The sequence below is a fragment of the Roseivirga thermotolerans genome, from assembly GCF_014653175.1.
Classification (GTDB): Bacteria; Bacteroidota; Bacteroidia; order Cytophagales; family Cyclobacteriaceae; genus Roseivirga; species Roseivirga thermotolerans.
Window position 1 is genome coordinate 692800 of the sequence record NZ_BNAG01000003.1, and the last position, 21674, is coordinate 714473.

The 21674-nt window shown below is 43.3% G+C and carries 25 protein-coding genes; 8 read left to right on the forward strand and 17 right to left on the reverse strand.

Annotation, left to right across the window (positions count from 1 at the left end; translation table 11 throughout):
* Positions 1-5 precede the first annotated feature (5 nt).
* The gene (locus IE164_RS13055) at positions 6-1304 is read right to left on the reverse strand and encodes an MFS transporter (protein WP_189630670.1); all 1299 of its coding nucleotides are present in this window, start codon (positions 1302-1304) and stop codon (positions 6-8) included.
* 122 nt (positions 1305-1426) lie between these two features.
* Positions 1427-2341 (reverse strand): DUF8428 domain-containing protein, encoded by a 915-nt coding sequence (locus tag IE164_RS13060; RefSeq protein ID WP_189630671.1) that lies wholly within the window; start codon positions 2339-2341, stop codon positions 1427-1429.
* Between the two features lie 92 nt (positions 2342-2433).
* Here IE164_RS13060 and IE164_RS13065 point away from each other — a divergent pair, with 92 nt between their 5' ends.
* Positions 2434-3015, forward strand: coding sequence for a methyltransferase domain-containing protein (locus tag IE164_RS13065; protein WP_189630672.1), 582 nt, complete (start codon positions 2434-2436; stop codon positions 3013-3015).
* A gap of 7 nt (positions 3016-3022) precedes the next feature.
* Here IE164_RS13065 and IE164_RS13070 read toward each other — a convergent pair whose 3' ends face one another.
* Positions 3023-3793: an O-methyltransferase gene (locus IE164_RS13070; RefSeq protein ID WP_189630673.1), complete on the reverse strand. Its 771-nt coding sequence runs from the start codon at positions 3791-3793 to the stop codon at positions 3023-3025.
* Positions 3794-3795: 2 nt separating this feature from the next.
* Positions 3796-4185: a Co2+/Mg2+ efflux facilitator ApaG/CorD gene (apaG, locus tag IE164_RS13075; RefSeq protein ID WP_370299093.1), complete on the reverse strand. Its 390-nt coding sequence runs from the start codon at positions 4183-4185 to the stop codon at positions 3796-3798.
* A 181-nt stretch (positions 4186-4366) separates the two neighbouring features.
* Between apaG and ung the strand changes: the two genes are divergently transcribed.
* Entirely contained in the window at positions 4367-5029 is a 663-nt protein-coding gene (gene ung, locus IE164_RS13080; protein ID WP_189630674.1) for a uracil-DNA glycosylase, read from the forward strand.
* 9 nt (positions 5030-5038) lie between these two features.
* On the opposite strand, the gene dapB is transcribed toward ung, so the two are convergent.
* From dapB to pyrG, 7 genes are all read right to left on the reverse strand, one after another.
* Positions 5039-5758, reverse strand: coding sequence for a 4-hydroxy-tetrahydrodipicolinate reductase (dapB, locus tag IE164_RS13085; protein ID WP_189630675.1), 720 nt, complete (start codon positions 5756-5758; stop codon positions 5039-5041).
* Entirely contained in the window at positions 5755-6333 is a 579-nt protein-coding gene (locus IE164_RS13090) for a DUF5683 domain-containing protein (RefSeq protein WP_189630676.1), read from the reverse strand. Before IE164_RS13090 ends, dapB begins: the two co-directional genes overlap by 4 nt.
* Positions 6333-7241, reverse strand: coding sequence for a ParB/RepB/Spo0J family partition protein (locus IE164_RS13095; RefSeq protein ID WP_189630677.1), 909 nt, complete (start codon positions 7239-7241; stop codon positions 6333-6335). The genes IE164_RS13090 and IE164_RS13095 overlap by 1 nt, the downstream gene beginning before the upstream one ends.
* A gap of 9 nt (positions 7242-7250) precedes the next feature.
* Complete coding sequence (locus IE164_RS13100; RefSeq protein WP_189630678.1) at positions 7251-8018, reverse strand: ParA family protein; 768 nt, start codon at positions 8016-8018, stop codon at positions 7251-7253.
* Positions 8019-8024: 6 nt separating this feature from the next.
* A complete protein-coding gene (locus IE164_RS13105; RefSeq protein ID WP_189630679.1) occupies positions 8025-8705 on the reverse strand; it encodes a metal-dependent hydrolase in 681 nt (226 codons plus the stop codon).
* A 532-nt stretch (positions 8706-9237) separates the two neighbouring features.
* Positions 9238-11067 carry a membrane protein insertase YidC gene (gene yidC / locus IE164_RS13110; protein WP_189630680.1) on the reverse strand — a complete coding sequence of 610 codons (1830 nt, stop codon included), beginning with the start codon at positions 11065-11067 and terminating at the stop codon, positions 9238-9240.
* An 11-nt stretch (positions 11068-11078) separates the two neighbouring features.
* Positions 11079-12692, reverse strand: coding sequence for a CTP synthase (gene pyrG, locus IE164_RS13115; protein WP_189630681.1), 1614 nt, complete (start codon positions 12690-12692; stop codon positions 11079-11081).
* 157 nt (positions 12693-12849) lie between these two features.
* Between pyrG and IE164_RS13120 the strand changes: the two genes are divergently transcribed.
* The 4 genes from IE164_RS13120 to IE164_RS13135 all read left to right on the forward strand — a co-directional run bounded on the left by IE164_RS13120 (position 12850) and on the right by IE164_RS13135 (position 16263).
* Positions 12850-14274 (forward strand): CCA tRNA nucleotidyltransferase, encoded by a 1425-nt coding sequence (locus tag IE164_RS13120; RefSeq protein WP_189630682.1) that lies wholly within the window; start codon positions 12850-12852, stop codon positions 14272-14274.
* 10 nt (positions 14275-14284) lie between these two features.
* Positions 14285-14980 carry a tetratricopeptide repeat protein gene (locus tag IE164_RS13125; RefSeq protein ID WP_189630683.1) on the forward strand — a complete coding sequence of 232 codons (696 nt, stop codon included), beginning with the start codon at positions 14285-14287 and terminating at the stop codon, positions 14978-14980.
* 181 nt (positions 14981-15161) lie between these two features.
* Positions 15162-15725, forward strand: a complete 564-nt coding sequence (locus IE164_RS13130) for an RNA polymerase sigma factor (RefSeq protein ID WP_189630684.1) — start codon at positions 15162-15164, stop codon at positions 15723-15725.
* A complete protein-coding gene (locus IE164_RS13135; protein WP_189630685.1) occupies positions 15715-16263 on the forward strand; it encodes a hypothetical protein in 549 nt (182 codons plus the stop codon). The genes IE164_RS13130 and IE164_RS13135 overlap by 11 nt, the downstream gene beginning before the upstream one ends.
* Before the next feature lies 1 nt (position 16264).
* Here the strand turns inward: IE164_RS13135 and IE164_RS13140 are convergent, their stop codons facing one another.
* The 3 genes from IE164_RS13140 to fsa are packed head-to-tail and all read right to left on the reverse strand — an operon-like array spanning position 16265 to position 17876.
* Positions 16265-16963, reverse strand: a complete 699-nt coding sequence (locus IE164_RS13140) for a cell division ATP-binding protein FtsE (protein ID WP_189630686.1) — start codon at positions 16961-16963, stop codon at positions 16265-16267.
* A complete protein-coding gene (locus IE164_RS13145) occupies positions 16964-17167 on the reverse strand; it encodes a fructose-6-phosphate aldolase (RefSeq protein WP_189630825.1) in 204 nt (67 codons plus the stop codon).
* 52 nt (positions 17168-17219) lie between these two features.
* Positions 17220-17876 carry a fructose-6-phosphate aldolase gene (gene fsa / locus IE164_RS13150; RefSeq protein WP_189630687.1) on the reverse strand — a complete coding sequence of 219 codons (657 nt, stop codon included), beginning with the start codon at positions 17874-17876 and terminating at the stop codon, positions 17220-17222.
* Between the two features lie 179 nt (positions 17877-18055).
* Here fsa and IE164_RS13155 point away from each other — a divergent pair, with 179 nt between their 5' ends.
* The gene (locus IE164_RS13155; RefSeq protein ID WP_189630688.1) at positions 18056-18985 is read left to right on the forward strand and encodes a hypothetical protein; all 930 of its coding nucleotides are present in this window, start codon (positions 18056-18058) and stop codon (positions 18983-18985) included.
* Between the two features lie 39 nt (positions 18986-19024).
* Here the strand turns inward: IE164_RS13155 and IE164_RS13160 are convergent, their stop codons facing one another.
* Entirely contained in the window at positions 19025-19387 is a 363-nt protein-coding gene (locus IE164_RS13160) for a hypothetical protein (RefSeq protein WP_189630689.1), read from the reverse strand.
* 188 nt (positions 19388-19575) lie between these two features.
* Between IE164_RS13160 and IE164_RS13165 the strand changes: the two genes are divergently transcribed.
* Complete coding sequence (locus IE164_RS13165; protein ID WP_189630690.1) at positions 19576-19914, forward strand: single-stranded DNA-binding protein; 339 nt, start codon at positions 19576-19578, stop codon at positions 19912-19914.
* A gap of 57 nt (positions 19915-19971) precedes the next feature.
* Here the strand turns inward: IE164_RS13165 and IE164_RS18580 are convergent, their stop codons facing one another.
* Together IE164_RS18580 and IE164_RS13170 are read right to left on the reverse strand one after the other, a co-directional pair.
* The gene (locus IE164_RS18580; RefSeq protein ID WP_262891754.1) at positions 19972-20100 is read right to left on the reverse strand and encodes a hypothetical protein; all 129 of its coding nucleotides are present in this window, start codon (positions 20098-20100) and stop codon (positions 19972-19974) included.
* A 132-nt stretch (positions 20101-20232) separates the two neighbouring features.
* Positions 20233-21627, reverse strand: a complete 1395-nt coding sequence (locus IE164_RS13170; protein ID WP_189630691.1) for a DUF7477 domain-containing protein — start codon at positions 21625-21627, stop codon at positions 20233-20235.
* Positions 21628-21674: the final 47 nt, after the last annotated feature.

Here is a 21674-nt window from a genome sequence, read left to right on the forward strand (position 1 = left end):
TAAATTTAATGGGCGGTTTCTACCTCATTTTGCAATGAGGCTTCAGTGGTTTGGTCTTTTACTAAAAGCCACAGCGCGGCCGAAATGCCCAGGCAAATGGCACTAATAATGAAGATTACGTTTTTATTTTCGGACTGATCTATAAAGCCACCTAAGTAGGAAGCCACCAGCTGAGGTAACACTACCGAAAGATTAAAAAGCCCCATATAGAGCCCCATTTTGTTTTGATCTACGGTTTCGGACATTATGGCAAAGGGCAAACTAACTACCGCTGCCCAGCCAATGCCCAATACAACCATAAACCCAAAGAGTGCGGCTTGTGTATGACCAAACATAACAATAAGGAAGTAGCCCATAGCCATAATGGCTATACATAGCATATGTGTTTTTACACGCCCAATACGTTTGCTTAATGGTTCTAATACCAGTGATGGCAATAAAAAACCAACAGTATTCAGTACGGCAAAAGATACCCCGGTAATAAAGCCAATTTCATTGTTCTGAGCATCGGTTAGTTGATCGAGGGTAGCAAAGCCCATTATATTCTCTTTTATGTAAGAAAAGGTGTAAATAAACATGGTTTGCACACCAACCCAGGTAAAGGCATGGGCTATACAAATTTTAAGAAAGGCGAGTGAATTAGTCTTTTTTCCGGTATTGTTCGTTTCTATTACCTCATCTTCCGGAATGAGCTTTTGAGGCTCTTCGATAAAAAATGTGGGTATAATAGAGAATAGGAAAACCAAGCCGGCTCCCAGATATATGAGTATATAGTTGCTCACAAATGCTCCTATGAGATAGGCTACAACTCCAAAAAAACCGGATATGGTTTGCATCCAGGTATAGCCTTTGGTACGCACATCTCCACGAGGTGTAACATCGGCAATAACCGAACGCGTTGGGTTAAAACTAATGTTGATGGCCAGATCGAGCGAAAGAGCTACGGCAATGGCAACCCCAATCATTTCTTCTATGCCCAGGGCTTTGCCTATGATATCGATATTCGGTAAGGCCAGAAGCATTAGTGCTGCTATAGTGCCACCTACAAGGATAAAGGGTCTTCTGCGACCTCCCCAAAACCAGACCTTATCGCTTATTAGTCCAACAATTACCTGTCCTAAAATGCCGGCAGCCGGACCGGCAATCCACACGTAGCCAATCTCTTCAAGATTGAAGCCGAATTTGGTATTCAGTATCCAGCTGAGAGCAGCAATTTGAACGGAGAGGGCAAAGCCCATTGCCGTGGCAGGTAAACTGAGTACTATGAAGAATGGTTTGGTGAGTTTTTTCTGAAAGCTAAGCATGGCCAAAAGCGGTTATTAACGAGTAATATACCGGTTTCCTTCCGTTTGGCTTATGCCAACGTTTGCATGCTGTTTTTTCCCAAAAAAGAGGGGCCAAAAGGTGGCCGGATGAACCGGCTCGCTTATCTCACATTGAATGTAGTACGGCCTATTTCGTAGTTATCGGCCCAGATTACTACTTTATGGTCGCCTTTCTCAAAGTCAGTGCCCTTGTCATAAACAAAACTTAAGGCCTGCTGCGAGTTGTCGAAAATTATTTCTTGAGCGGCAGTGAAGTAAATCTCTCGTCCGTCTACGGTAAACGACCCGGAACCTCTGGCTACATCGAATATTACATTGCCGGCAGGGTCTATTACCTGAATCAAAATACGGTGAGCTCCAGCCGGAGCCACTTCATTCTCGGCCAGATTAAAAGTAACTTTTACCTTTTGAGCCTGTCGCTGCCGGAAGTCTCCTTCGCGTTCGCGCCCACGGTCGTTTACGTTATAAACCTGAATGTTTTCGGCTTTCAATTTGGCGGCCAGGCCAATGCGTTGTTGAAGTTGCTGTTGCTTTTGCTGCGCTTCGTTGATGGTTTTGGTAAGCTCGTTTTGCTCTTCTTTTAACTCATTATTTTCTACCAGCAACTGAGAGTTAATGGCTTGAAGATGAGCTATTTCTTCATCTTTGGCTAAAAGGAGTTCTTCGTAGCCGGTTACCTTTCGGTCTAATCGTTGTATGAGTGCTTTGTTGGCTACACGCGTACGTTGAAGCTGATCTCTTTCTGCTGTAATGGAGTCTTTTACAGCCACCAGCGAGTCGATATCTCCTCCCAATTTGGCAATCTCAGAAATCTTATCGCTCAGCTCAGTAGATATGCTGTCCAGTTTAGAGGTGAGGAGCGTTCGGGTAGCATCGTATTCTGCTTGCAAGGCCTTTTTCGCCTGTTGGTCGGTATAAATCTTATAGCCAGACCCTAATACAACCACGGCAATAGCAACGATTAGAATAATCCGGATTTTGTCTTTTTTACCTTTTTCTGAAGGTGCCTCACTCATTTTTTGTCTCTTTAAATCAACTTTTTAACGACCTTTCGGCCAAAATATGGGCGAATTACCTAAACTTTTTTTAATAATTCAAAGCAGCACGTATGGAGCTTGGGGCCGACTATTGGGATAAAAGGTATGAGACTGGTGCAACCGGATGGGATATTGGTCATGTTTCTACACCTCTAAAGGCTTATTTCGATCAGTTACAGGATAAAAGCTTGCAGATACTTATACCGGGGGCGGGGAATGCCTATGAAGCAGAGTATCTCTGGCAAATGGGTTTTAAAAACGTATTCGTAGTAGATATTTCCGAAAAGCCATTGCGGAGTTTTGCCGAACGGGTAGGGGATTTTCCGAAAGATCAGCTCATTCATGCCGATTTTTTTGCGCTGAAAGGAGATTACGATGTGATCGTTGAGCAGACTTTCTTCTGCGCTCTTAGCCCCGACTTAAGGCCTGCCTATGTAACGCAATGTGGTCGGTTGCTGAAAAACGGAGGTAAACTGGTAGGGCTTTTATTTCGCACAGCCATGAATTCGGACAGGCCTCCTTTTGGAGGTTCTAAAGAGGAGTATGTGAAGCTTTTTTCGGAGAGTTTTATACTCGAAACTATGGAGTTGGCGGTTAATAGTATTGAGCCAAGAGCTGGCAATGAGCTGTTTATCAAACTGTTGAAAAAATGACCGGCAGCTAGAAGTGGAGTATGTAGTGCCCGCGGGTGAGGCCGGGATCTAAAAATAAAAGACCTGCTTCGAAAAGGTCGATAGAGACAAAAATTTCGTCTTTCTTTCGAATGGTATCCCAGGCATGGCTCATTTCTTTAGACCAGTGAATATCGTCAATTACAATAATGCTTTTGTGATGGCATGCGGCCAATACGGATTCATAGTAGTGGAGGGTGGGGGCATATCTATGGTTAGCATCCAGATAGGCCATGTCTATTTTGGGCAATCTATGAAGAACGAGTGGAAGGGTCTCATCAATTGGGCCTTCAATAAGCTCAATGTTCGGCCGGTTGAATTGGTCGAAATGGCTCCTGGCCATGTGGCAAAGGATGGGGTCGCCTTCGAAAGTGGTGAGATGAACCTCCGGTGTAGTACTCATGTAAAGGCTGTTTAGCCCCAATGAGGTGCCCAACTCCAGCACCTGTGTCATATTAAATTGCCCGATAAGGGTATGTAAGAGTGCTGAGAATTTTGGTGGGGTGCTGGCATGTTTGGCCAAGGAAGAAACTGTGCGCTGTTTGGAGGAACTAACTCTGGAGCCTGCTCCAAAATCGGTGAGCTGTATGTATTGATGGTTATTGAGCAATTGTTGTCTTAGCTGTTCAACAGAGTTTATGCGGAACGACCGGCAGGGCTTGATTAATTCGCGGTATAGCTTGTATACGAAAGGAGAATGCAGCGAGTGCTCATCGGCTTGTTGTAGCCAGTAGTTTATAAATGCTAAAACCTGAAACAAGACTAGTTGAGTAAGAAGGGCACAATCATGTTGAACTCCGGAATCCTAACTTCAAATTCCTTGCCGTCCACAATTCGTTCCATTAGATAAGTACCGTACATTTTTCCGTAGCCGGATCTTAGGTTACAGCCGGAAACATACTCGTGTTTTTGTCCGGGCTCCAGAATGGGTTGTTGCCCTACTACTCCTTCGCCCTCAACTTCTCTTACCGTATTGTTAGCATCATGGATAAACCAATGGCGTCTATGCAACTTAATGGTATAATCTGCATTGTTCTCTATGGTAATGCGGTAAGTAAACACAAAGTGCAACTGGGCCGGGCTGGAATACTCGGGTTGATAACTGGTTTCAACACAAACCTTAATGCCTTTTGTGGTTGCTGTAACAATCATTTAATTCTCTCTTGTTGTTCTGATTTTCAGTGGCTGGCAGCCGAAGAAGCCTAATTACAAGGAAACTTCAGGTACTTAAGTTCCTTGCTAAACCTCTGGATTAGTAAATCAAACAACTTAATATTGAGTTTTAAAGTTAGAGATTACTTTCAAAATTGCTAATTCAGTAATTGAAAATTCAATGACAGTAAAAATTGAAGAGAGTTGGGGTAGGGTGCTGAGCCCTGAGTTTGAAAAAGACTACTTCCGTGAGCTAACCGATTTTGTGAAATCTGAATACGCAACTCATACGATTTACCCCAAAGGAAAAGACATTTTTAGAGCTTTTGATGCCTGCCCTTTCAACGATGTAAAGGTGGTTATTCTTGGGCAAGATCCTTACCATGGTCCGGGGCAGGCCAATGGCTTGTGTTTTTCTGTACATGAAGGGGTGACCTTTCCGCCCTCTTTGGTCAATATTTTCAAAGAAATTAGAAACGACTTGGGTAAAGAAATTCCTCCGAATGGTTCACTGGAGCGTTGGGCCAGGCAGGGAGTATTACTACTCAATGCAACCTTAACAGTGCGAGCGCACCAGGCAGGCTCTCATCAAAATAAGGGGTGGGAAACTTTTACCGATGCTGTTGTAAAGGCATTGGCATCTCAGAAAAAAGGCTTGGTATATATGCTCTGGGGTAGCTACGCCCAAAAGAAGGCTGCAATAGTCAGTGCTAATGAAAATCTGGTACTCAAATCTCCTCACCCCAGCCCACTTTCTGCTCATAGAGGCTTCTTTGGCTGCGGCCACTTTAGCAAGGCGAACCGGTATTTAGAGGAAAAGGGTTTAGGCCAGATTGAGTGGTAGATAGGAGATTTAGAACTTACTCTCCAAAAACTCATTCATGGTTTTTATACCTTTCTGATCTTTGAGCCATTCGGCCACGGCAATGGCTCCTCTGGCAAAGCCCTCTCGGGAATGAGCCGTATGTTTTATTTCAATGGTATCAACCGGAGAGGTGTAGGTAATTTCGTGTGTTCCCGGAGCGGGGTCTATACGCTCAGAAACTATGGCCAGTTCATCGGGCTGGTTAGTGGAATGATTCACCCATTTCTTCTTTTGGGTAAGGTGTTTCAGTATGCCTTCTGCCAGTGTAATGGAGGTGCCGCTCGGAGCATCTTTTTTAGAGGTATGATGAATTTCTTTGGTACTTACTTCATAAGCCTGCGAGGCCATTAACTGGGCCAGGTATTCATTGAGTCTGAAAAATATATTTACTCCAATGCTGTAGTTAGAGGCAAATAGGTAAGTGCCCTTGTGTTGCGAGCAATAGGCATCAATCTCCGGTTTTTGATCAAGCCAGCCGGTAGTGCCCACGGCTACCGGAATTTGTCTTTGAAGACACCATTTAATGTTCTCAACGGCTGCTTCAGGCTGGCTAAACTCAATGGCTACATCAACGGTTTTGGGATCCAGTGTTTCGAGTAATTCACGGTTGTCTACATGAATTCGTTCAACCACATGGTGGCCTTGGGCGGTGGCCAGTTCATCTATGAGTTGGCCCATTTTGCCATAACCTAAAAGTAAAATATTCATTTGCCTATGGGTAAAGTAAGCTTCATTCCAATAAAAGGAGTTCCGTCATTGATCACTCCAAACTTGGGTTTCAAATTGAGCGAAAGGTTATCGTCTACATTGAATCCTTTTAGGTGAGCATCTACGGTGGCATCTATAATCTGAAGCCCGTATATGCCAACCATAGTGAGTACCACCAAATCACGGTTTCTGCGCCATGCATCAGCATTTCGGCTAAAAACTCGTATGCGATTGGCATTCTGATCTTGCGGGTCTTTAGCCCGCTCAATGGCTAGTTCTGTTTTAAAAAAATGATATCGGTCATCATTAAAATAGATGAAGTATATGGCGGTGCCGAAACCTCCGTATAGTATGGGCACCTTCCACCAGCTGTCATTATAAATTTGCCCCCAGCCGGGAATCATGGCCGATCTTCTGGCTGCCACTTTTGGATTGTAGTACTTGCCTTCTGTTTTCTTGATTTTTACCGTATCGCCATACGTTACGCCATTCTTAATAGCTCCACTTCGTTGCTGAGCTTGAGCACTCAGCGCCACGATAAGCAAAGCGATAGCGTAAACAGATTTTAGGTGCATTATAAACTAATGATTTCCAAAATGCGGTTCAGGTCTTCGGTAGAAACAAATGGAATTTTTATTTCTCCTCTAAACTGACCGTCTGCTTTGAGACTTACCCGTGTGCCGAAGTGTGAAGACAGCTTGGTTTGAATTTGCTGCACCTCATAGTTTTTATGATGGTTACTGCCTTTCTTTTCCGGTTTGGGGTCGTCAACGCTTTTGGACATCAAATCACGTACCAGCTGCTCTACTTTTCTAACAGAAAGTCCTTCATCTACGGTCTTGTTGTAAATATAGAGCTGCTTGGCCACGTCTTCAACATTAATGATAGCTCTGGCATGACCCATCGATATTTTCTGGTCTCTGATACCGGCTTGAATGTCGGGAGGCAGCCTGAGTAATCGCAAATAGTTGTTAACAGTTGTTCTGTTTTTGCCTACCCGGTCTCCCAGCTCTTCTTGTTTGAGGTTGCATTCATCGAGCAGTCGCTGGTAGCTCAGGGCTATTTCAATAGCGTTTAGATTTTCTCGCTGAATGTTCTCAATAAGGGCCATTTCCAACATTTGTTGGTCATCGGCCGTACGAATGTAGGCAGGAATATTTTCCAGTCCGGCTATTTTAGAAGCCTGAAACCTGCGTTCTCCTGAGATCAGCTGATATTCCTTATCGCTTAGCTTGCGAACAGTAATTGGCTGTATAATCCCCTGTACCTTTATACTTTCTGCCAGCTCTTCCAGAGCGGTTCTGTCAAAGTGGGTACGAGGCTGATATGGGTTTACCTGTATTTGGTCTAACGGAATTTCATTGAGACTACCACCTGCAGAAGAGGCAATGTCTGATGAAACGGTGTTGTTCGTAGAATCCTCCAAAAGTGCCCCCAGGCCTCTTCCTAATGCATTCTTACGTTTTGGAGATTTAGCTGCCATGCTCAAAAATTAAACTTTATTCTTTTCTGCAATTTCTTTAGCCAAACTTAAGTAGGCCAGTGAGCCTTTACTTTCGGCATCGTGCACAATGGCCGGAATACCGAAACTAGGCGATTCGCTCAACTTCACATTTCTTGGAATAATGGTTTCAAAAACCATGTTCTTGAAATGCGTTTGTACTTCTTCGACCACCTGATTGCTCAGGCGCAGGCGTACGTCATACATGGTGAGCAGAATGCCTTCAATTTCGAGGCTTGAATTTAAACGTTTCTGTATAATAGTAATTGTGTTGAGCAATTTACCGAGTCCTTCTAAGGCAAAATACTCGCACTGAACGGGGATTATTACGGAATTTGAAGCTGTAAGTGCGTTGACGGTAATGAGCCCCAGAGAAGGGGCACAGTCTATGAGTATAAAGTCGTACTCATCGCGTACTTCGCTTAGCACTTCGCGCATTTTTTCTTCGCGATTGCTAATGTTAACCATTTCTACTTCTGCTCCCACCAGATTGATGTGTGAAGGAACAAGGTGTAGAAAGGAAACTTCGCTTTCTATAATGCAATCACGGATGTCGGCTTTGCCCACCATGCATTCGTAAATGCTCTTTTCAATTTCTCTGGGGTTGTGCCCCAAGCCAGATGTTGTGTTGGCCTGTGGATCGGCATCAATCACCAGTGTTTTATATTCCAGCACGGCAAGACTTGCGGCCAGGTTCATGGCAGAAGTGGTTTTTCCGACCCCGCCTTTTTGGTTTGCTATGGCTATAATTTTGCCCATGTATATTTAGAGTGAAAGGGTTTCTCCAATTGTTGGTAGTGTTAGGGTTACACCATTGGCCTCGGCTATTTGCATAGCTTGTTCATGGTCAATGGCCACATAGGGGAAGGTGTCGAAATGAACACCAATAAGCTTATTGCATTTCACCATTTCGCAGGCTTTCATTGCATCTTTTACCCCCATGGTAAAATTGTCGCCAACCGGCATTATAGAAAAATCAAGGCTAAACTCTTCTCCAATGAGTTCCATGTCTTTGGTCAATGCGGTGTCTCCGGCATAGTAGAAGCAGCCTTCACTGTTGTGGATAACTACTCCGGCCGGGTGCCCTCCATAGCTGCCGTCTGGCATAGAACTGGAATGCACAGCATTTACCAGTTTTAGGGTGCCAAAGTCAAACGTTTTGGCTCCGCCATGGTTCATAGGATGGTTACGTTCCAGCCCTTTATTGCCAAACCAGGTCACTACTTCGAAGGTAGAAATAATGGTAGCATTGCTTTGCTTGTAAATAGCTTCCACGTCCGCTACATGGTCTCCATGACCATGGCTTAGTATAATGTAATCGGGCTTTATGGAGTTAATATCTACTCCCTTGGCCAACTCATTAGGTGTTATAAATGGGTCGAACAGTAATTGCTTACCCATGGTCTCAATTAGAAAAGACGAATGTCCGTAGTAAGTGAATTTCATGTTTCGGCCTGAATTTTCTCCTGTTAAGTAGAGGGTACAAAGATATAAGAATAGGCGAAAGATTAATCCAGAGTTTATGCACACAATCAAGGGGTAGATCGTTGATAACTTTTTAAGGTGTTGATAGCCTTGGACTTATTATGTGTGAAAGGAGTTGACCTTTTATAAGGCCTTTAAAATGAGGGGTATGAAAGAAGCTTTTGAAATATGAGGCCAAGAAACCTTGGGGAGTACAAGGCAACGTTTTTCAGGTACTTTAAAGTAAGAGAGAAATTAAATGCTGCTGTTAGGCTGGGGTTTAGAGGGTTTCGAAATGGTCAATCGTAGTGTTTTGGCAAGGGCAATGGGTACAATAAACGAGCGTCTCAAAATCATTCCATCGTTATTCTTTAGCTATTTGTCTGTATAAGAACTTAGATTAGAGCGAATACTGCTAGTTTACGAGTAGAGCATTACGTTCTAAAATAAGCCATTTAAATGGCTAAAGGAGAATAACGAGTTTTACGTTTTTGAGACGCTTCGTCTTATACTTTTATTTCTTCTTTCGGCCTTTCTGTTGTTGTTTCTTAGCTTCCTGGCTTGCCTTCATGGCATTCTCCAGTCTTTGCTGAAACTTAGATTTGCCTTTTGTCGCATTCTTCTTCTTATTTTCCTCCAGTTGCTCTCTGATTTTATCTTCATCGATAAACCTTCTAATCATGGTTTGCTGACCGAAAGTAACCAGGTTGGAAATAAAGTAGTAGAAGCTAAGACCTGCCGAATAGCTGTTTAACACAAACATGAATACTACCGGCATTATATAACCAATGTTTTTCATAGGCCCCTGCACAGTACTTACCTGATTGTTGGACCAGGTAATGGCCAGAGTAGAAAGGGTCATGAGCAAGGTGAACCCACTAACATGCGACCCATAGAAAGGTATGGTAAAACCAAGGTTAAAGAGCACATCGTAGGTAGAAAGGTCTGTGGCCCACAGAAATGATTCTTGCCTAAGTTCTATGGAATTCGGGAAGAAGAAGAACATAGCGAACAAGAAAGGCATTTGCAAAAGCAGTGGTACACAACCACTAATTGGGTTCACGCCCATTTCTCGATAAAGCTTCATCTGCTCCTGCTGCATCTTTTGCATGTCGCCACCGGTTTTTTCCTTTAGCGCATCCAACTCAGGTTTTAGCACTTTCATTTTCGCCATCGAGAGGTACGACTTTCTGGAAAGCGGGAAAAGAGCCAGTTTAATAATGAGTACTATGATGATAATGATGACACCATAGTTGGAGATGTGTTGTTCCAGAAAGCTGAAAAGCTGAACAATGATATATTTATTTACCCAGCTAACCAGCTTATAGCCCATGTATACATTGTCATCATAAGCTTCTGTTACTCTTTTGAGTACTTTGTAACTGTTCGGGCCATAGTAATAGGTAAAGTCAGCTCCATTGTAAAGATTGTCTACGGGCATTTTGAGTTCCATACGCCCGAGCTCCACATAAGAAGTGTCATTTACAGGAGCGTTAAACAAGGTGCCACTGGTAAATCCATTTTGAGATATAATACCTGCATTAAAGAACTTCTGCGAAAAACTAGCCCACTTTATTCCCTCACCAATGTTTTCTTGCTGAGCTTCGTTAGACATCTCTTTCAGATTGTCTGAATCTTCCGTAAGGGTATAGTAGCGTACGGTGGTTTTGTTTCGTGCATCGTCCAAATTGGTTTCGAAACGCTTCATTTTGTCTTCCCAAACCCAGGTTACTTCGTTGGAAAGTACCTTGTTCTGAAGCCCGTTCAGTTTGAGGTTATAATGGAGGTCATAACGATCTCCAAACAGCGTATAGGTTTGTTGTACAGTAGAGCCATCGGCCAAGGTGGCTGTAAATACAATTCGGGTAGAATCGCCCGCCTGAACTAGTTCGGGTTGGCTGTCCGGAACAAAGTACAGATCGGTCAGGTCAATAATACCATGGGTTGTTCCTATTTGCAGATCGAGGCTAGAACTCTCACTATCGAAAAGAATGAGCGGCTCTTTTTTATGGTTGAGGTACTCTTTCAGTTCTACTGATTCAATGATTCCACCTTTGGTGCTAAAATTGTATCTGGCCTTTTCTGTTTCAACCTGAAACTTATTGTTTTCTCCGTTCATGGCAGAGGCAAACACACCATACTGAGAGCTAAGCACAGAGTCTTGCTCTGCGGCATCAGGTGCTTCAGTCTGGGGTTTTTCTACCGCAATATCTGCCGGAGTGTTTACCGTTGTAGAATCGGTTGTTACAAGCGGTTGCTCTTGCACCGGTGGCTTAAACACCAGGGAGTAACCAATCAATAAGACCGCAATTAAGACAAGGCCAACGGCCTGATTTCTGTCCATATGTATACTAATTAATTTTTCTTCGATTTAACTATCGCATCAATAAAACTCACAAAAAGTGGATGCGGATTCATGACAGTACTTTTTAATTCTGGGTGGAATTGAGTACCCACAAAATAGGGGTGGCCGGCAATTTCCATAATTTCAACAAGCCCAGAGTCAGGGTTTATACCCGTTGCTTTCATTCCGCCATCTTCAAAAGCTTGCAGGTATGTGTTGTTAAACTCATATCTGTGTCTGTGCCTTTCTTCAATGGTTGTACTTTGATAGGCCGCATAAGACTTGCTTCCTTTTTTGAGTTTACAAGGATAAGCCCCTAAACGCATGGTGCCACCATAATCCTGAATATTTTTTTGATCTTCCATAAGATCTATTACCGGATGAGGTGTCTCTTTGTCCATTTCGGAAGAAGCGGCTCCCTCAAGCCCCAATACATTGCGGGCAAACTCTACCACCGCGCACTGCATGCCCAGGCAAATGCCAAAGAACGGTATATCATTTTCTCTTACATAGCGAATGGCTTCAATTTTTCCTTCAATACCACGTTCTCCAAAACCCGGAGCTACCAATACCCCATCCATGTCGCGTAAAGTTCTATGTACGGATTTGGAAGAAATACCCTCCGAAGAAATCCAGTGAATGTTCACTTTACACTCTAAGTGGGCGCCAGCATGAATGAACGCTTCTGCTATAGACTTATAGGCATCGGGGAGCTCTACATATTTTCCTACCAAACCAATGTTTACCTCATTGGTAGGGTTTTTAAGCTTACTAAGGAATCTGCGCCATTCCTCAACTTCCGGTTGCTCTTTGTGAGGAAGTCTAAACTTGGTAAGCACTCGCTCATCCAGTTTTTCTTTTCTCATGAGCAAAGGCACATCATAAATAGTGTCCGCATCGAGTGCTTCGATAACCGAGTTGAGCTGAACGTTGCAGAAAAGAGCCAGTTTTTTGCGAATGTCGTTTGGAAGGGGTTTTTCTGATCGGCAAACCAGTATATCCGGTTGAATTCCTGCCTCAAGCAATTGTTTTACAGAGTGCTGAGTGGGTTTAGTTTTAAGTTCTTTTGCCGCGCTCAAATAAGGAATAAGCGTTAGGTGGATGACCAGGCAGTTCGACTCGCCAACGTCCCACCGAGCCTGGCGTACAGCTTCAATAAACGGGAGTGATTCAATATCGCCCACGCAACCTCCAATTTCCGTAATCACGATATCGTAGTTGCCCGTTTCGCCCAGTTTAAAAAAGTTGCGTTTAATTTCATCGGTAATGTGCGGTATTACCTGCACAGTTTTACCCAGATAGTCGCCCCTTCGTTCCTTGGTTATAACATCGTAGTAGATGCGTCCGGTTGTAACATTATTGTCTTGTGAGGTTCTAATATTTAAGAAACGCTCGTAGTGCCCCAAGTCAAGATCCGTTTCGGCCCCATCGTCTGTCACAAAGCACTCTCCATGTTCATAGGGGTTAAGTGTGCCCGGATCTACATTAATATATGGGTCGAATTTTTGGATGGTGACGCGGTAACCTCTGGCTTGCAATAGGTTGCCAAGAGATGCCGCAATAATACCTTTTCCAAGGGAAGATGTTACCCCACCGGTAACGAATATGTATTTAGCTGATGCCATAAGTTTGGATAAACAGAAATTAACTTATGGGACACAAAGGTAAGACTTTTCATTTGAAACCGCCCCGACAAATTTATTCTTTGTGTGAACTGCCCGGACCATTTTTTGAATAGCCCTGAATAAAGCCCTAACTTTGCAGCCTTTTAGCTTAAACCTCATGAATCTTTCTTCGAAACTACAAGAGCCAATCTTTAAAACCGTTGGCAAGGTGGCAGATAAACTAGGGTTGGAAACCTATGTAGTAGGAGGTTATGTAAGAGACCTTCTGTTAAAAAGAGAAAGTAAAGACATAGACTTTGTGTGTGTGGGCAGTGGTGTGCAACTGGCAGAAGAGGTGCATAGAGCTCTTGGAGGGAAGCTTCCTTTTAATGTTTTCAAGAACTTTGGTACGGCCAGTATTAAACAGTCTGACTGGGAATTGGAGTTTGTGGGTGCCAGAAAAGAATCTTACCAGAGAAGCTCACGTAAACCAGTAGTTGAAAACGGTACCTTGCAAGACGATCAGAACCGCAGAGATTTCACCATCAATGCCATGGCCATTTGTCTTAATGAATCTAGATATGGTGAGCTGGTCGATCCGTTTGACGGGCAAAACGACTTAAAGGAAAAGCTTATTAAAACCCCGTTGGCTCCTGAAACAACCTTTTCAGACGATCCGCTAAGAATGATGCGTGCCATAAGGTTTGCCTCTCAGCTGAAATTCGATATTGATGCCGATACTTTCGAAGGTATTTTACAGATGAACGAACGGATTGGTATTGTGTCTAAAGAAAGAATTATTGTTGAGCTCAATAAGATTATTCTTTCCGAAGAGCCTTCTTATGGGTTTAAGCTACTGTTTCATAGTGGTTTGCTAAAAGAGATATTTCCGGAAATGGTTGCACTACAAGGTGTACAAACCATTGAAGATAAATCGCACAAAGACAATTTTTATCATACCCTGCAGGTGCTAGACAATATAAGTCAAAACACCGATAACTTGTGGTTGCGTTGGGCGGCCATATTGCACGACATTGCCAAGCCGGCTACGAAGCGGTTCAACAAAAAGGTGGGGTGGACCTTCCATGGCCACGAAGATAAAGGAGCCAGAATGGTGCCGGGCATTTTTAGGAGGATGAAGCTACCCATGGGGGAGCCCATGCGCTACGTGCAAAAACTTGTGAGGCTACATCTTAGGCCTATTCCACTGGTGAAAGAGGAAATTACCGATTCGGCCGTAAGGCGATTGCTCTATGAGGCCGGAGACGATATTGAAGACCTCATGACTCTCTGCAGGGCCGATATTACTTCTAAAAATAACCTGAAGGTGAAGCGTTTTTTGAGCAATTTCGATAAGGTTGAACAAAAAATGCGCGAGGTGGAGGAGAAGGATAAAATTCGTAACTTTCAACCCGTTATCACCGGAGAAATCATTATGCGTACTTTTGGCCTTCAACCGGGCCGCGTAGTTGGTGAACTCAAAGAGGCGTTGAAAGAAGCAGTGTTGGAAGGTGAAATCCAGAATGAATTTGACGAAGCCTACAGGTTCCTACTTAAACTAGGTGAGGAAAAAGGCTTAGTTGTTGTAAACGATAAGAATTAATAACCATAAAATGATGAAGTTCAGACTTTTGCTGATGGCCCTGGTACTCACGTTGAGCAGCCAAATCAGTTTTGCACAAGACAGCACCTACATTTCTAATGAATACGCTAAGGCTGTTGCGCTATATAATAGAGCGCAGCGCTACAACGATGGGGTACTTACCCGTCAGGCTCTAATGGAAATGGCTATTCTTAGCCCCAGAGATACGTCCGTGCTTCGGTCGTTGGCAGAGCTATATTTCAATAATGGGCAGTATGTTTCAAGTGCAATGGTTTCTATGGACATGGTGAAACTGCACCCAAATAATATGGTGGCCCTTGAAATTGCAGCATTGAGCTACGAAAGTCTCCGCCTGTACGACAAAGCCATTGAACAATACGAGGCCATGTGGCTGAATACAGAAAATACAACTATTCTGTATCAGATAACTTATTTACAGTACATGATTGATAGGTATGAAGAGGCCAAGGCAAACCTCAATATTTTGCAGAGCAAAATTAAAGATGGTGATAAAATTAGTCTCTCTAAACAAGATGGCTCTGTACAGGAAGTTGCCTTTGCTGCAGCTCTTCAAAATTTGAGAGGATTAATTGCCAAAGATCAAGGCAATGTAGAAGCTGCCAGAACCCACTTTACCAAAGCATTGGAGATTACACCTGAGTTTGAGGCCGCCAAAAATAGTCTGGCCGAACTGAACAAAGGATAAAAACCAACAGCACTTTATTAAAACCAGGCTTTTCAAACAACCGGCATTCATGGCAATGAGGTGGTTTGAGAAGCCTTCTTTTTTTGTCGGGCACCTAATTTTTTGAGTCGGCTCCGAATATCCTTATCTTTCTTATGCAACCCCGGGCAGACTTTGGTGTCTTTAGCCCGATCTTAAAGAATTGAGTACCGGTTATCACAATATTCATCAGGGAATTATCGATCGCTGTTTGCAGGGCGACCGATTGGCTCATTATGAACTATACAAGCTGTACTCCAGAGCAATGTACAATACCAGTTTGCGCATAACTGGTAATGAAATGGATGCAGAAGATGTGTTGCAAGAGTCCTTCGTAAGTGCTTTTAAGAACCTGGCAAACTATAGAGGGACTGCCTCTTTTGGTAGTTGGCTTAAAAGAATAGTAATTAATAATGCGATTAACCTGGTAAAGAAGAGGAGGTTCGATTTAGAGTCTGTGGAGGGTAAGGAAGATGCCGAAGCATTGTTAGAAACCAAAGAAGATGAAGCCGATGTGACCTATGATTTTCAACTCGTAAAAGAAGGGATCAACCGGTTGCCGGAGGGGTATCGATTAGTGCTCACTTTATACCTTATTGAGGGCTACGACCACAAAGAAATTGCCCAAATTTTGGGAATTACAGAGTCAACCTCCAAATCGCAATTCAACAGGTCGAAGAAAAAATTAAAAGAGATAGTTAAGGAGGAATTGAAATATGCAGGATAATGACAAATTGGAAGCGTTGATTCGCAATAACCGCGAGTCGTTCGATTCTCACGAACCAAGGCCTGAAAACTGGCAGAAGATTGAAGCCGAACTTGGCTTTGACCAAAGAAGAGATAATAAAACTCAGAGCCTTTGGCTGTGGAAAGCCGCTGTTATTCTCCTGTTGGGAGTGGTAGCCTTTCTTTTGGCCGACAAATACAATCAATCCGAACCTCTGGAAGAGCAACTGGCCAGTGTGCAGCATTTTGAGGAGTTAGAAACCTTCTACACTTCATTGATTAACAACAAGAGAGAGCGACTTTCTGAAGTGAAAGGAGAGTCTAGTTTCGATTTACAGGTTGAGATGAAGGAGCTGGATGAGATTTATTCTGACCTGAGAGAACTGTTTCTGGAGAGTCAGCCCTCTGAACAGGTGTTGGAGCGGCTGGTTCATTTATTAAGGCAAAAGCTCCATGTAATAGATAGTCAGTTAGAAATTATTGAACAGGAGCAACTGCCTGAAGAAATGAAGAAAGAGATGGAGGTAAACTCCCTTTGAGCTAGGCTTTTTCTACCGGATTGGCAGAGTCAATTACAAAGCCTTTTTCACACTTCAGCGTGCGTTTCGGGTAGTTTTCTATGAGCTTAAAGTCGTGGGTTGCCATTAAAATGGCGGTTCCGCTTTTGTTAATTTCCAAAAACGTCTTAAAAATCCCTTCAGATACTTCCGGGTCAAGGTTACCCGTAGGCTCATCGGCAATAAGCAGTGATGGTTCGTTTACAAGTGCGCGTGCAATAACCACTCGTTGTTGTTCGCCTCCGGAGAGCTGGTGAGGCATTTTGCTCGATACAGAGCCAAGGCCTACACGCATTAATACTTCGGCCAGGCGGCTTTTCATTTTTGCCTTGTCTGTCCAGCCGGTGGCACGCATTACAAAATATATGTTTTCGGCCACGTTACGGTCGGGCAGGAGTTGAAAGTCTTGAAAGATGATACCCAGCTTTCTTCTTAGTAATGGAATTTGGTTTCGTTTGATGTTCTCAATGTCGAATCCGGCAATCCGAATGCTGCCCATGTGTAAGGGGAGGTCGCAATACAAAGTTTTGAGGAGAGAGCTTTTTCCGCTTCCTGTGCGGCCAACCAGATAAACGAATTCACCTTTGTCTATTTTAAGGTTTATGTTGTTTAAAACAGTAGTGTCTTCCTGAAAAATGCTCGCATCTACTATGCGCACTATTGGCTCTCCCGAAAATGTCATTTAGATTTCTAGTTTTTGAAGTTTGCCAAAAGGCAATTCAGTAATCAATTTTCTTAACGCCACCTCTTTGCCTTCTAGTCCATACTTGTCCAGATTTTTCAGCGGACGATCGGCTCTAAAGTAGGCTATCAATACAAAGTTTTCGTCTCTCAACTGAATGTAGTCAGGAATTTTGGCCTTGCCTTTTACTTTGATGATGTACATTTCTGATGTTAGCTCCGGAGTATTTGAATAACCCGGAGCTTTAACTATTGTTTTACCCATTGGCCTTGGCATGATCTGCTAAAAACTGAGCCAGTCCCTTATCAGTAAGCGGATGGTTCAACAAGCTGGTAATAACCTTCAGTGGGCAGGTGGCTACATCGGCACCAATCTCGGCACATTGAATAAGGTGCATGGTGTGTCTGATAGAGGCGGCCAAAACTTCGGTCATGTAACCGTAATTGTCATAAATGCCTACAATTTGTTCAATCAACTGAAGTCCGTCATAGCTGATATCGTCAAGCCTTCCAATAAATGGAGATACGTATGATGCCCCTGCTTTGGCTGCCAGCAAAGCCTGACCGGCCGAAAACACCAGGGTGCAATTGGTTCGTATACCCTCTGCTGTAAAATATTTAATGGCCTTAACTCCATCCTTAATCATCGGAATTTTAACCACAATCTTGTCGTCAATCTTGGCAAGTTCTTTACCTTCTTTAATCATTCCGTCAAAGTCAGTAGCAATTACCTCGGCACTTACGTTATCATCTACAATGTCGCAAATGGCTTTATAGTGGGCCTTTACATTGGCTTCTCCGGCAATGCCTTCCTTGGCCATAAGTGAAGGATTGGTGGTTACGCCATCCAAAACACCAAGGTCATAGGCTTCTTGAATTTCATTCAAATTAGCGGTGTCAATAAAGAACTTCATGTTTGTTTTTTTAGCTTGAAAGATGTACAAAGCTAGTGTTTTTTTTATACCGACAGACAGTGTAAAAGCATGCATTTTAGGCATTCACAAATTGTTTTTTAGGAAGGTATAGTTTTGGCTTTCTTTATGATGAATTATTTATTTTCTGTTAATTTTGTGAATAACACACGTTAGTTTTTATGATTGTATGGCTAAAAAGGTCAATAAAAGGGTTCCTGGAACCTCATCCAAATTCGGTAGCCATAGGTTACTTAGACAAAGGACATTATGCCATAAAAGAAATTAAGAACAACTTTCCTTCGCCAGAGACGGACTATTTGAAAGTTCAGACCCTCGATTTTGGAGAGGTATGGGTTTGTTCGCGCTGGCAAGATGAGCACTATGCCATTGTTAACCCGGACAGGGAGGAGCAACCGTTGGTTAGTTCAGAGAACTTGGGAATAACAGAGCGAATTACCCGTACACTTACATCCATCACTCAACATCGATCTGCTACGGAGTGGGAAGGGGCTGTAGAAGAATCGGTGCTGCTAGAAGAACTTGAAAAATTCACTGACGAGGGATATTCCGCTTATAGTTCAAAGAAAGAGAAAAAAGAAATAGGCAAGGCCTATGCCGGGCAGCCGCCCCACAGTGCTGGTTTTATAGAGGCTCTTTTGGTACAGGCCTGGCGCAAGAGCTTTCCCGACTTTTGCTGGAGCGAAAGGAACCATCGTCAAATGACTCAACCATCGGCAGAAGACTATTTTTCACCGGTCACGGCCTGTGTGGAGTCCGGAATGGCCGTAAGGCAATCTAACGAAGATCGTCCTTTGCCCTGGTCTGTGGTGCACGGATGGAAAAGCCAATGGAAGCACGGACATACTTTTATATCGGTAGCACATCATAAAGCAACCGATGCCGTGTTGATGCTCGAAGCCGGTAATGGTAATGGTTTAAGCGGTGTGGGTTTGAGAAAGTTAGGCGCGCTTGCAGAGTTGAACTACAGGGTGCCCGAACAATGGTGGCTTACCCCCGGTATCTGGAGTTGGAATAGGGTGAAGAAGGTGTATCCTTACAGATCCATGGCTTCTCTCAAGGTGAAAAACTTACAGTGGGTTAAGCTATAGGAGGTTATGGTTTATGCAGAGCCTGGGTCAGGGCATTCTTTAGTTTATGTACTCCTTTTTCTTTACAAGGGCCAATTGGTCGCCCTCCAGAGGTAAGTAGCCATACTCGTAGCAGAAATAGTAGGTGGCTCCTGCGCGGGTGGTGTAAGTGCTTGTATGATAGTCAAAATCAAACCCCTTTTCTATCAGTCTTGAGCGGGCTATTTTTGAGGTTCCCTCAGGATTTAGTTCTTCCAGAATTCTTCTGTTTCTTCTTAGCAAGTAGTGAACGTTTCGCATGTAATTGTTGGCATCCGAGTTCAGCTTATTGTTATAAGCGTTTCTACAGGCATCATCGCAAAACTTTTTGTCCGCCCTACCACGGAGCACTTCACCGCATTCCAGACATTTTCTTTCGTTCATGGTGTGTTTGTTGAATAGTCTAAAATAGCGAAAAACAGCAATTATCCGTTTGCAAACGACTACAAACACTTACAGCCATTTAATTACCGAATGTTCGGAGTGAACAGCTCTTACTTTGCCAGTGTCAAATCGGAAAACCCGATACGACACCAACAGATGTTAAAATGTTAAAACTAAATTTTATAATCATGCAAAATTTAAGAAACCGCGTACAGTTAATTGGAAGATTGGGACAGGATCCTGAAGTAAGAGTGTTGGCCAGTGGCAAAAAGCTGGCTACTTTTTCAGTGGCAACTATCGACTCCTACAGGAACGCTAGTGGCGATAAAGTAGAAGAAACGCAATGGCACAATGTGGTGGCCTGGGGTAAGGTGGCAGAGATAGCAGGAGAATATCTTTCGAAAGGACAGGAGGTGGCGCTTGAGGGCAAGCTTACTCACAGAAGTTATGAGACGAGTTCTGGCGAAAAGCGGTATGTTACGGAGGTTAATTTAAACGAACTCCTTATGATTGGTGCTAAGAAATAGCATTCGGTTATTATAGATAAAGCTAATCTGATGTTGGTGAAGTTGCTCTGCATCAGATTAGCTAATTACGATGTCCATAATGGTTTGATAGCTAATGAACACACCAATTATTGTAACCATAATCATGAAGGCTTTGTTGGCTGCACTTGTCTTTTTCTGAGTATTTGTTTGCATAGTCTTTTCCATGCTAAACAAGGTTGCAAATCAGAGGCCATTGCGTTTAGAGCGTGTATGGGCTGTTTTTCGATAATATATAGGCTCATAAAGAGAATAATTCCCATAATGGGATAACATGATGGAAGGGGTATCCGGTTGTCGTTATCGCCATCTCTCCATAACGGTTACCCAAAACCCATCACCGTAGGTAACACTTTGAAGTTTCAAACCCTCGTTGTCATTTTTCAAGAGTTTATCCATTGGGAACTCGGTCGTTTTATTCCAGCGCTGCATGTAGTTGGAGGCATTTCGGTCAGCATATTCGGTCATTACCAATAACCACTTACCGTCTAAATACTTCAGTGTAGTAATGAACCAGTTCTTATCCCAATACTCCTTAATTTTTTCTTTGGGAAACTCATCATACCGACCATAGTACTGATTGGTGAACTTTTCGTAATTGTTGGTTTTGTTAAAAACTATGGCCCACAGCCCGTTCCCATAAGCCGCCTCAGTAATGTAGTAACCCTCTTTCCAGGATTCTTTTATTTTCTCTTCTGGAAACTGCCCGTTAGTGGACCAGCGTTGTTTGATGAATTTATTGTCGAAGGAAGTCATTACCAGACTCCATTCGTCATTGTAGTAGTCGAGACTGGTGATTATCGAATTATTTTTATTCCACAACTCTTTGATTTCGTCTTTAGGAAAATTGTCTCTTCGCCTATATGCCTGCCATGCACCAAAATCTTTTTGCATGAATACATACCAGTGATTGTAATCGTATACAGCAGCTTTGTAATTATAGCCGGCATTCCACGAATCTCCGAGCATCGGAAAATTGTCTGACTGGATTACATCATGAAAGTTGAGCGAAGTGGCATCAGATATTTCCACATCAAGTTTAGAAACTTCGATTTTAGTCGTTGTTTCCGGAGTGGTAGTGGTGGGAGTATTTGTTATTCCGGCTGCGTCATTCCATCCTTCTTTAATGGCATTGAGTCGTTTGAATTTGGCCGGATGACTTGAGTAAGAGTCGTCTTCAGGGTGGCCAATGGCGTTCATGGCTGCCTGGGCATCTGTAAGTTTTGCACCTAGTTTCTGCAAAACAAACCCACTGAAACGATCGGCTTCTAACTCCATTTTGCGAGATTCCTCATTGCCGGTTCTTCTTAGGGTGTGTCCCTGTAAGTGATGCCCAATCTCATGTGCCAGAATGCTAATTGATGTCCAGTCATTACTGGCGGCATTCGATATTTTTTGCATAAACTCCCTGTCATAAACAATGTAGCGAAATCCGTCATTGAGGGTAACTGCGGCACAATTGGCAATATTAGGGCAGGGTACCATAATGAAGTTCGGAGCCAGGCCAAGTACCCTGAGAATTTTTTTGGTTGCTTCGTTAGCATCCTCTCCGCTGGAGAACGACCGTTGCATTTGCATGCATAGCAAATCGGGTGTTCCGCCTTCACCGTATGTGCATACAAACTTGGTTTCCAGGTTCTGAGCAGGTAAAGACAACGAGATAAAGAGTAGAAGGAAGAGTAATACTTTTTTCATGGTTCAGAATGGTTTGCGGTTAGGAAGATTATTCTGAATCGGTTAGA

Bases quoted from the DNA above. Each gene is read 5' to 3' on its own strand.
- IE164_RS13055 (WP_189630670.1), bottom strand. From the start codon at position 1,304: ATGCTTAGCTTTCAGAAAAAACTCACCAAACCATTCTTCATAGTACTC.
- IE164_RS13060 (WP_189630671.1), bottom strand. From the start codon at position 2,341: ATGAGTGAGGCACCTTCAGAAAAAGGTAAAAAAGACAAAATCCGGATT.
- IE164_RS13065 (WP_189630672.1), top strand. From the start codon at position 2,434: ATGGAGCTTGGGGCCGACTATTGGGATAAAAGGTATGAGACTGGTGCA.
- apaG (WP_370299093.1), bottom strand. From the start codon at position 4,185: ATGATTGTTACAGCAACCACAAAAGGCATTAAGGTTTGTGTTGAAACC.
- ung (WP_189630674.1), top strand. From the start codon at position 4,367: ATGACAGTAAAAATTGAAGAGAGTTGGGGTAGGGTGCTGAGCCCTGAG.
- dapB (WP_189630675.1), bottom strand. From the start codon at position 5,758: ATGAATATTTTACTTTTAGGTTATGGCAAAATGGGCCAACTCATAGAT.
- IE164_RS13090 (WP_189630676.1), bottom strand. From the start codon at position 6,333: ATGCACCTAAAATCTGTTTACGCTATCGCTTTGCTTATCGTGGCGCTG.
- IE164_RS13095 (WP_189630677.1), bottom strand. From the start codon at position 7,241: ATGGCAGCTAAATCTCCAAAACGTAAGAATGCATTAGGAAGAGGCCTG.
- IE164_RS13100 (WP_189630678.1), bottom strand. From the start codon at position 8,018: ATGGGCAAAATTATAGCCATAGCAAACCAAAAAGGCGGGGTCGGAAAA.
- IE164_RS13105 (WP_189630679.1), bottom strand. From the start codon at position 8,705: ATGAAATTCACTTACTACGGACATTCGTCTTTTCTAATTGAGACCATG.
- yidC (WP_189630680.1), bottom strand. From the start codon at position 11,067: ATGGACAGAAATCAGGCCGTTGGCCTTGTCTTAATTGCGGTCTTATTG.
- pyrG (WP_189630681.1), bottom strand. From the start codon at position 12,692: ATGGCATCAGCTAAATACATATTCGTTACCGGTGGGGTAACATCTTCC.
- IE164_RS13120 (WP_189630682.1), top strand. From the start codon at position 12,850: ATGAATCTTTCTTCGAAACTACAAGAGCCAATCTTTAAAACCGTTGGC.
- IE164_RS13125 (WP_189630683.1), top strand. From the start codon at position 14,285: ATGATGAAGTTCAGACTTTTGCTGATGGCCCTGGTACTCACGTTGAGC.
- IE164_RS13135 (WP_189630685.1), top strand. From the start codon at position 15,715: ATGCAGGATAATGACAAATTGGAAGCGTTGATTCGCAATAACCGCGAG.
- IE164_RS13140 (WP_189630686.1), bottom strand. From the start codon at position 16,963: ATGACATTTTCGGGAGAGCCAATAGTGCGCATAGTAGATGCGAGCATT.
- IE164_RS13145 (WP_189630825.1), bottom strand. From the start codon at position 17,167: ATGTACATCATCAAAGTAAAAGGCAAGGCCAAAATTCCTGACTACATT.
- fsa (WP_189630687.1), bottom strand. From the start codon at position 17,876: ATGAAGTTCTTTATTGACACCGCTAATTTGAATGAAATTCAAGAAGCC.
- IE164_RS13155 (WP_189630688.1), top strand. From the start codon at position 18,056: ATGATTGTATGGCTAAAAAGGTCAATAAAAGGGTTCCTGGAACCTCAT.
- IE164_RS13160 (WP_189630689.1), bottom strand. From the start codon at position 19,387: ATGAACGAAAGAAAATGTCTGGAATGCGGTGAAGTGCTCCGTGGTAGG.
- IE164_RS13165 (WP_189630690.1), top strand. From the start codon at position 19,576: ATGCAAAATTTAAGAAACCGCGTACAGTTAATTGGAAGATTGGGACAG.
- IE164_RS18580 (WP_262891754.1), bottom strand. From the start codon at position 20,100: ATGGAAAAGACTATGCAAACAAATACTCAGAAAAAGACAAGTGCAGCC.
- IE164_RS13170 (WP_189630691.1), bottom strand. From the start codon at position 21,627: ATGAAAAAAGTATTACTCTTCCTTCTACTCTTTATCTCGTTGTCTTTA.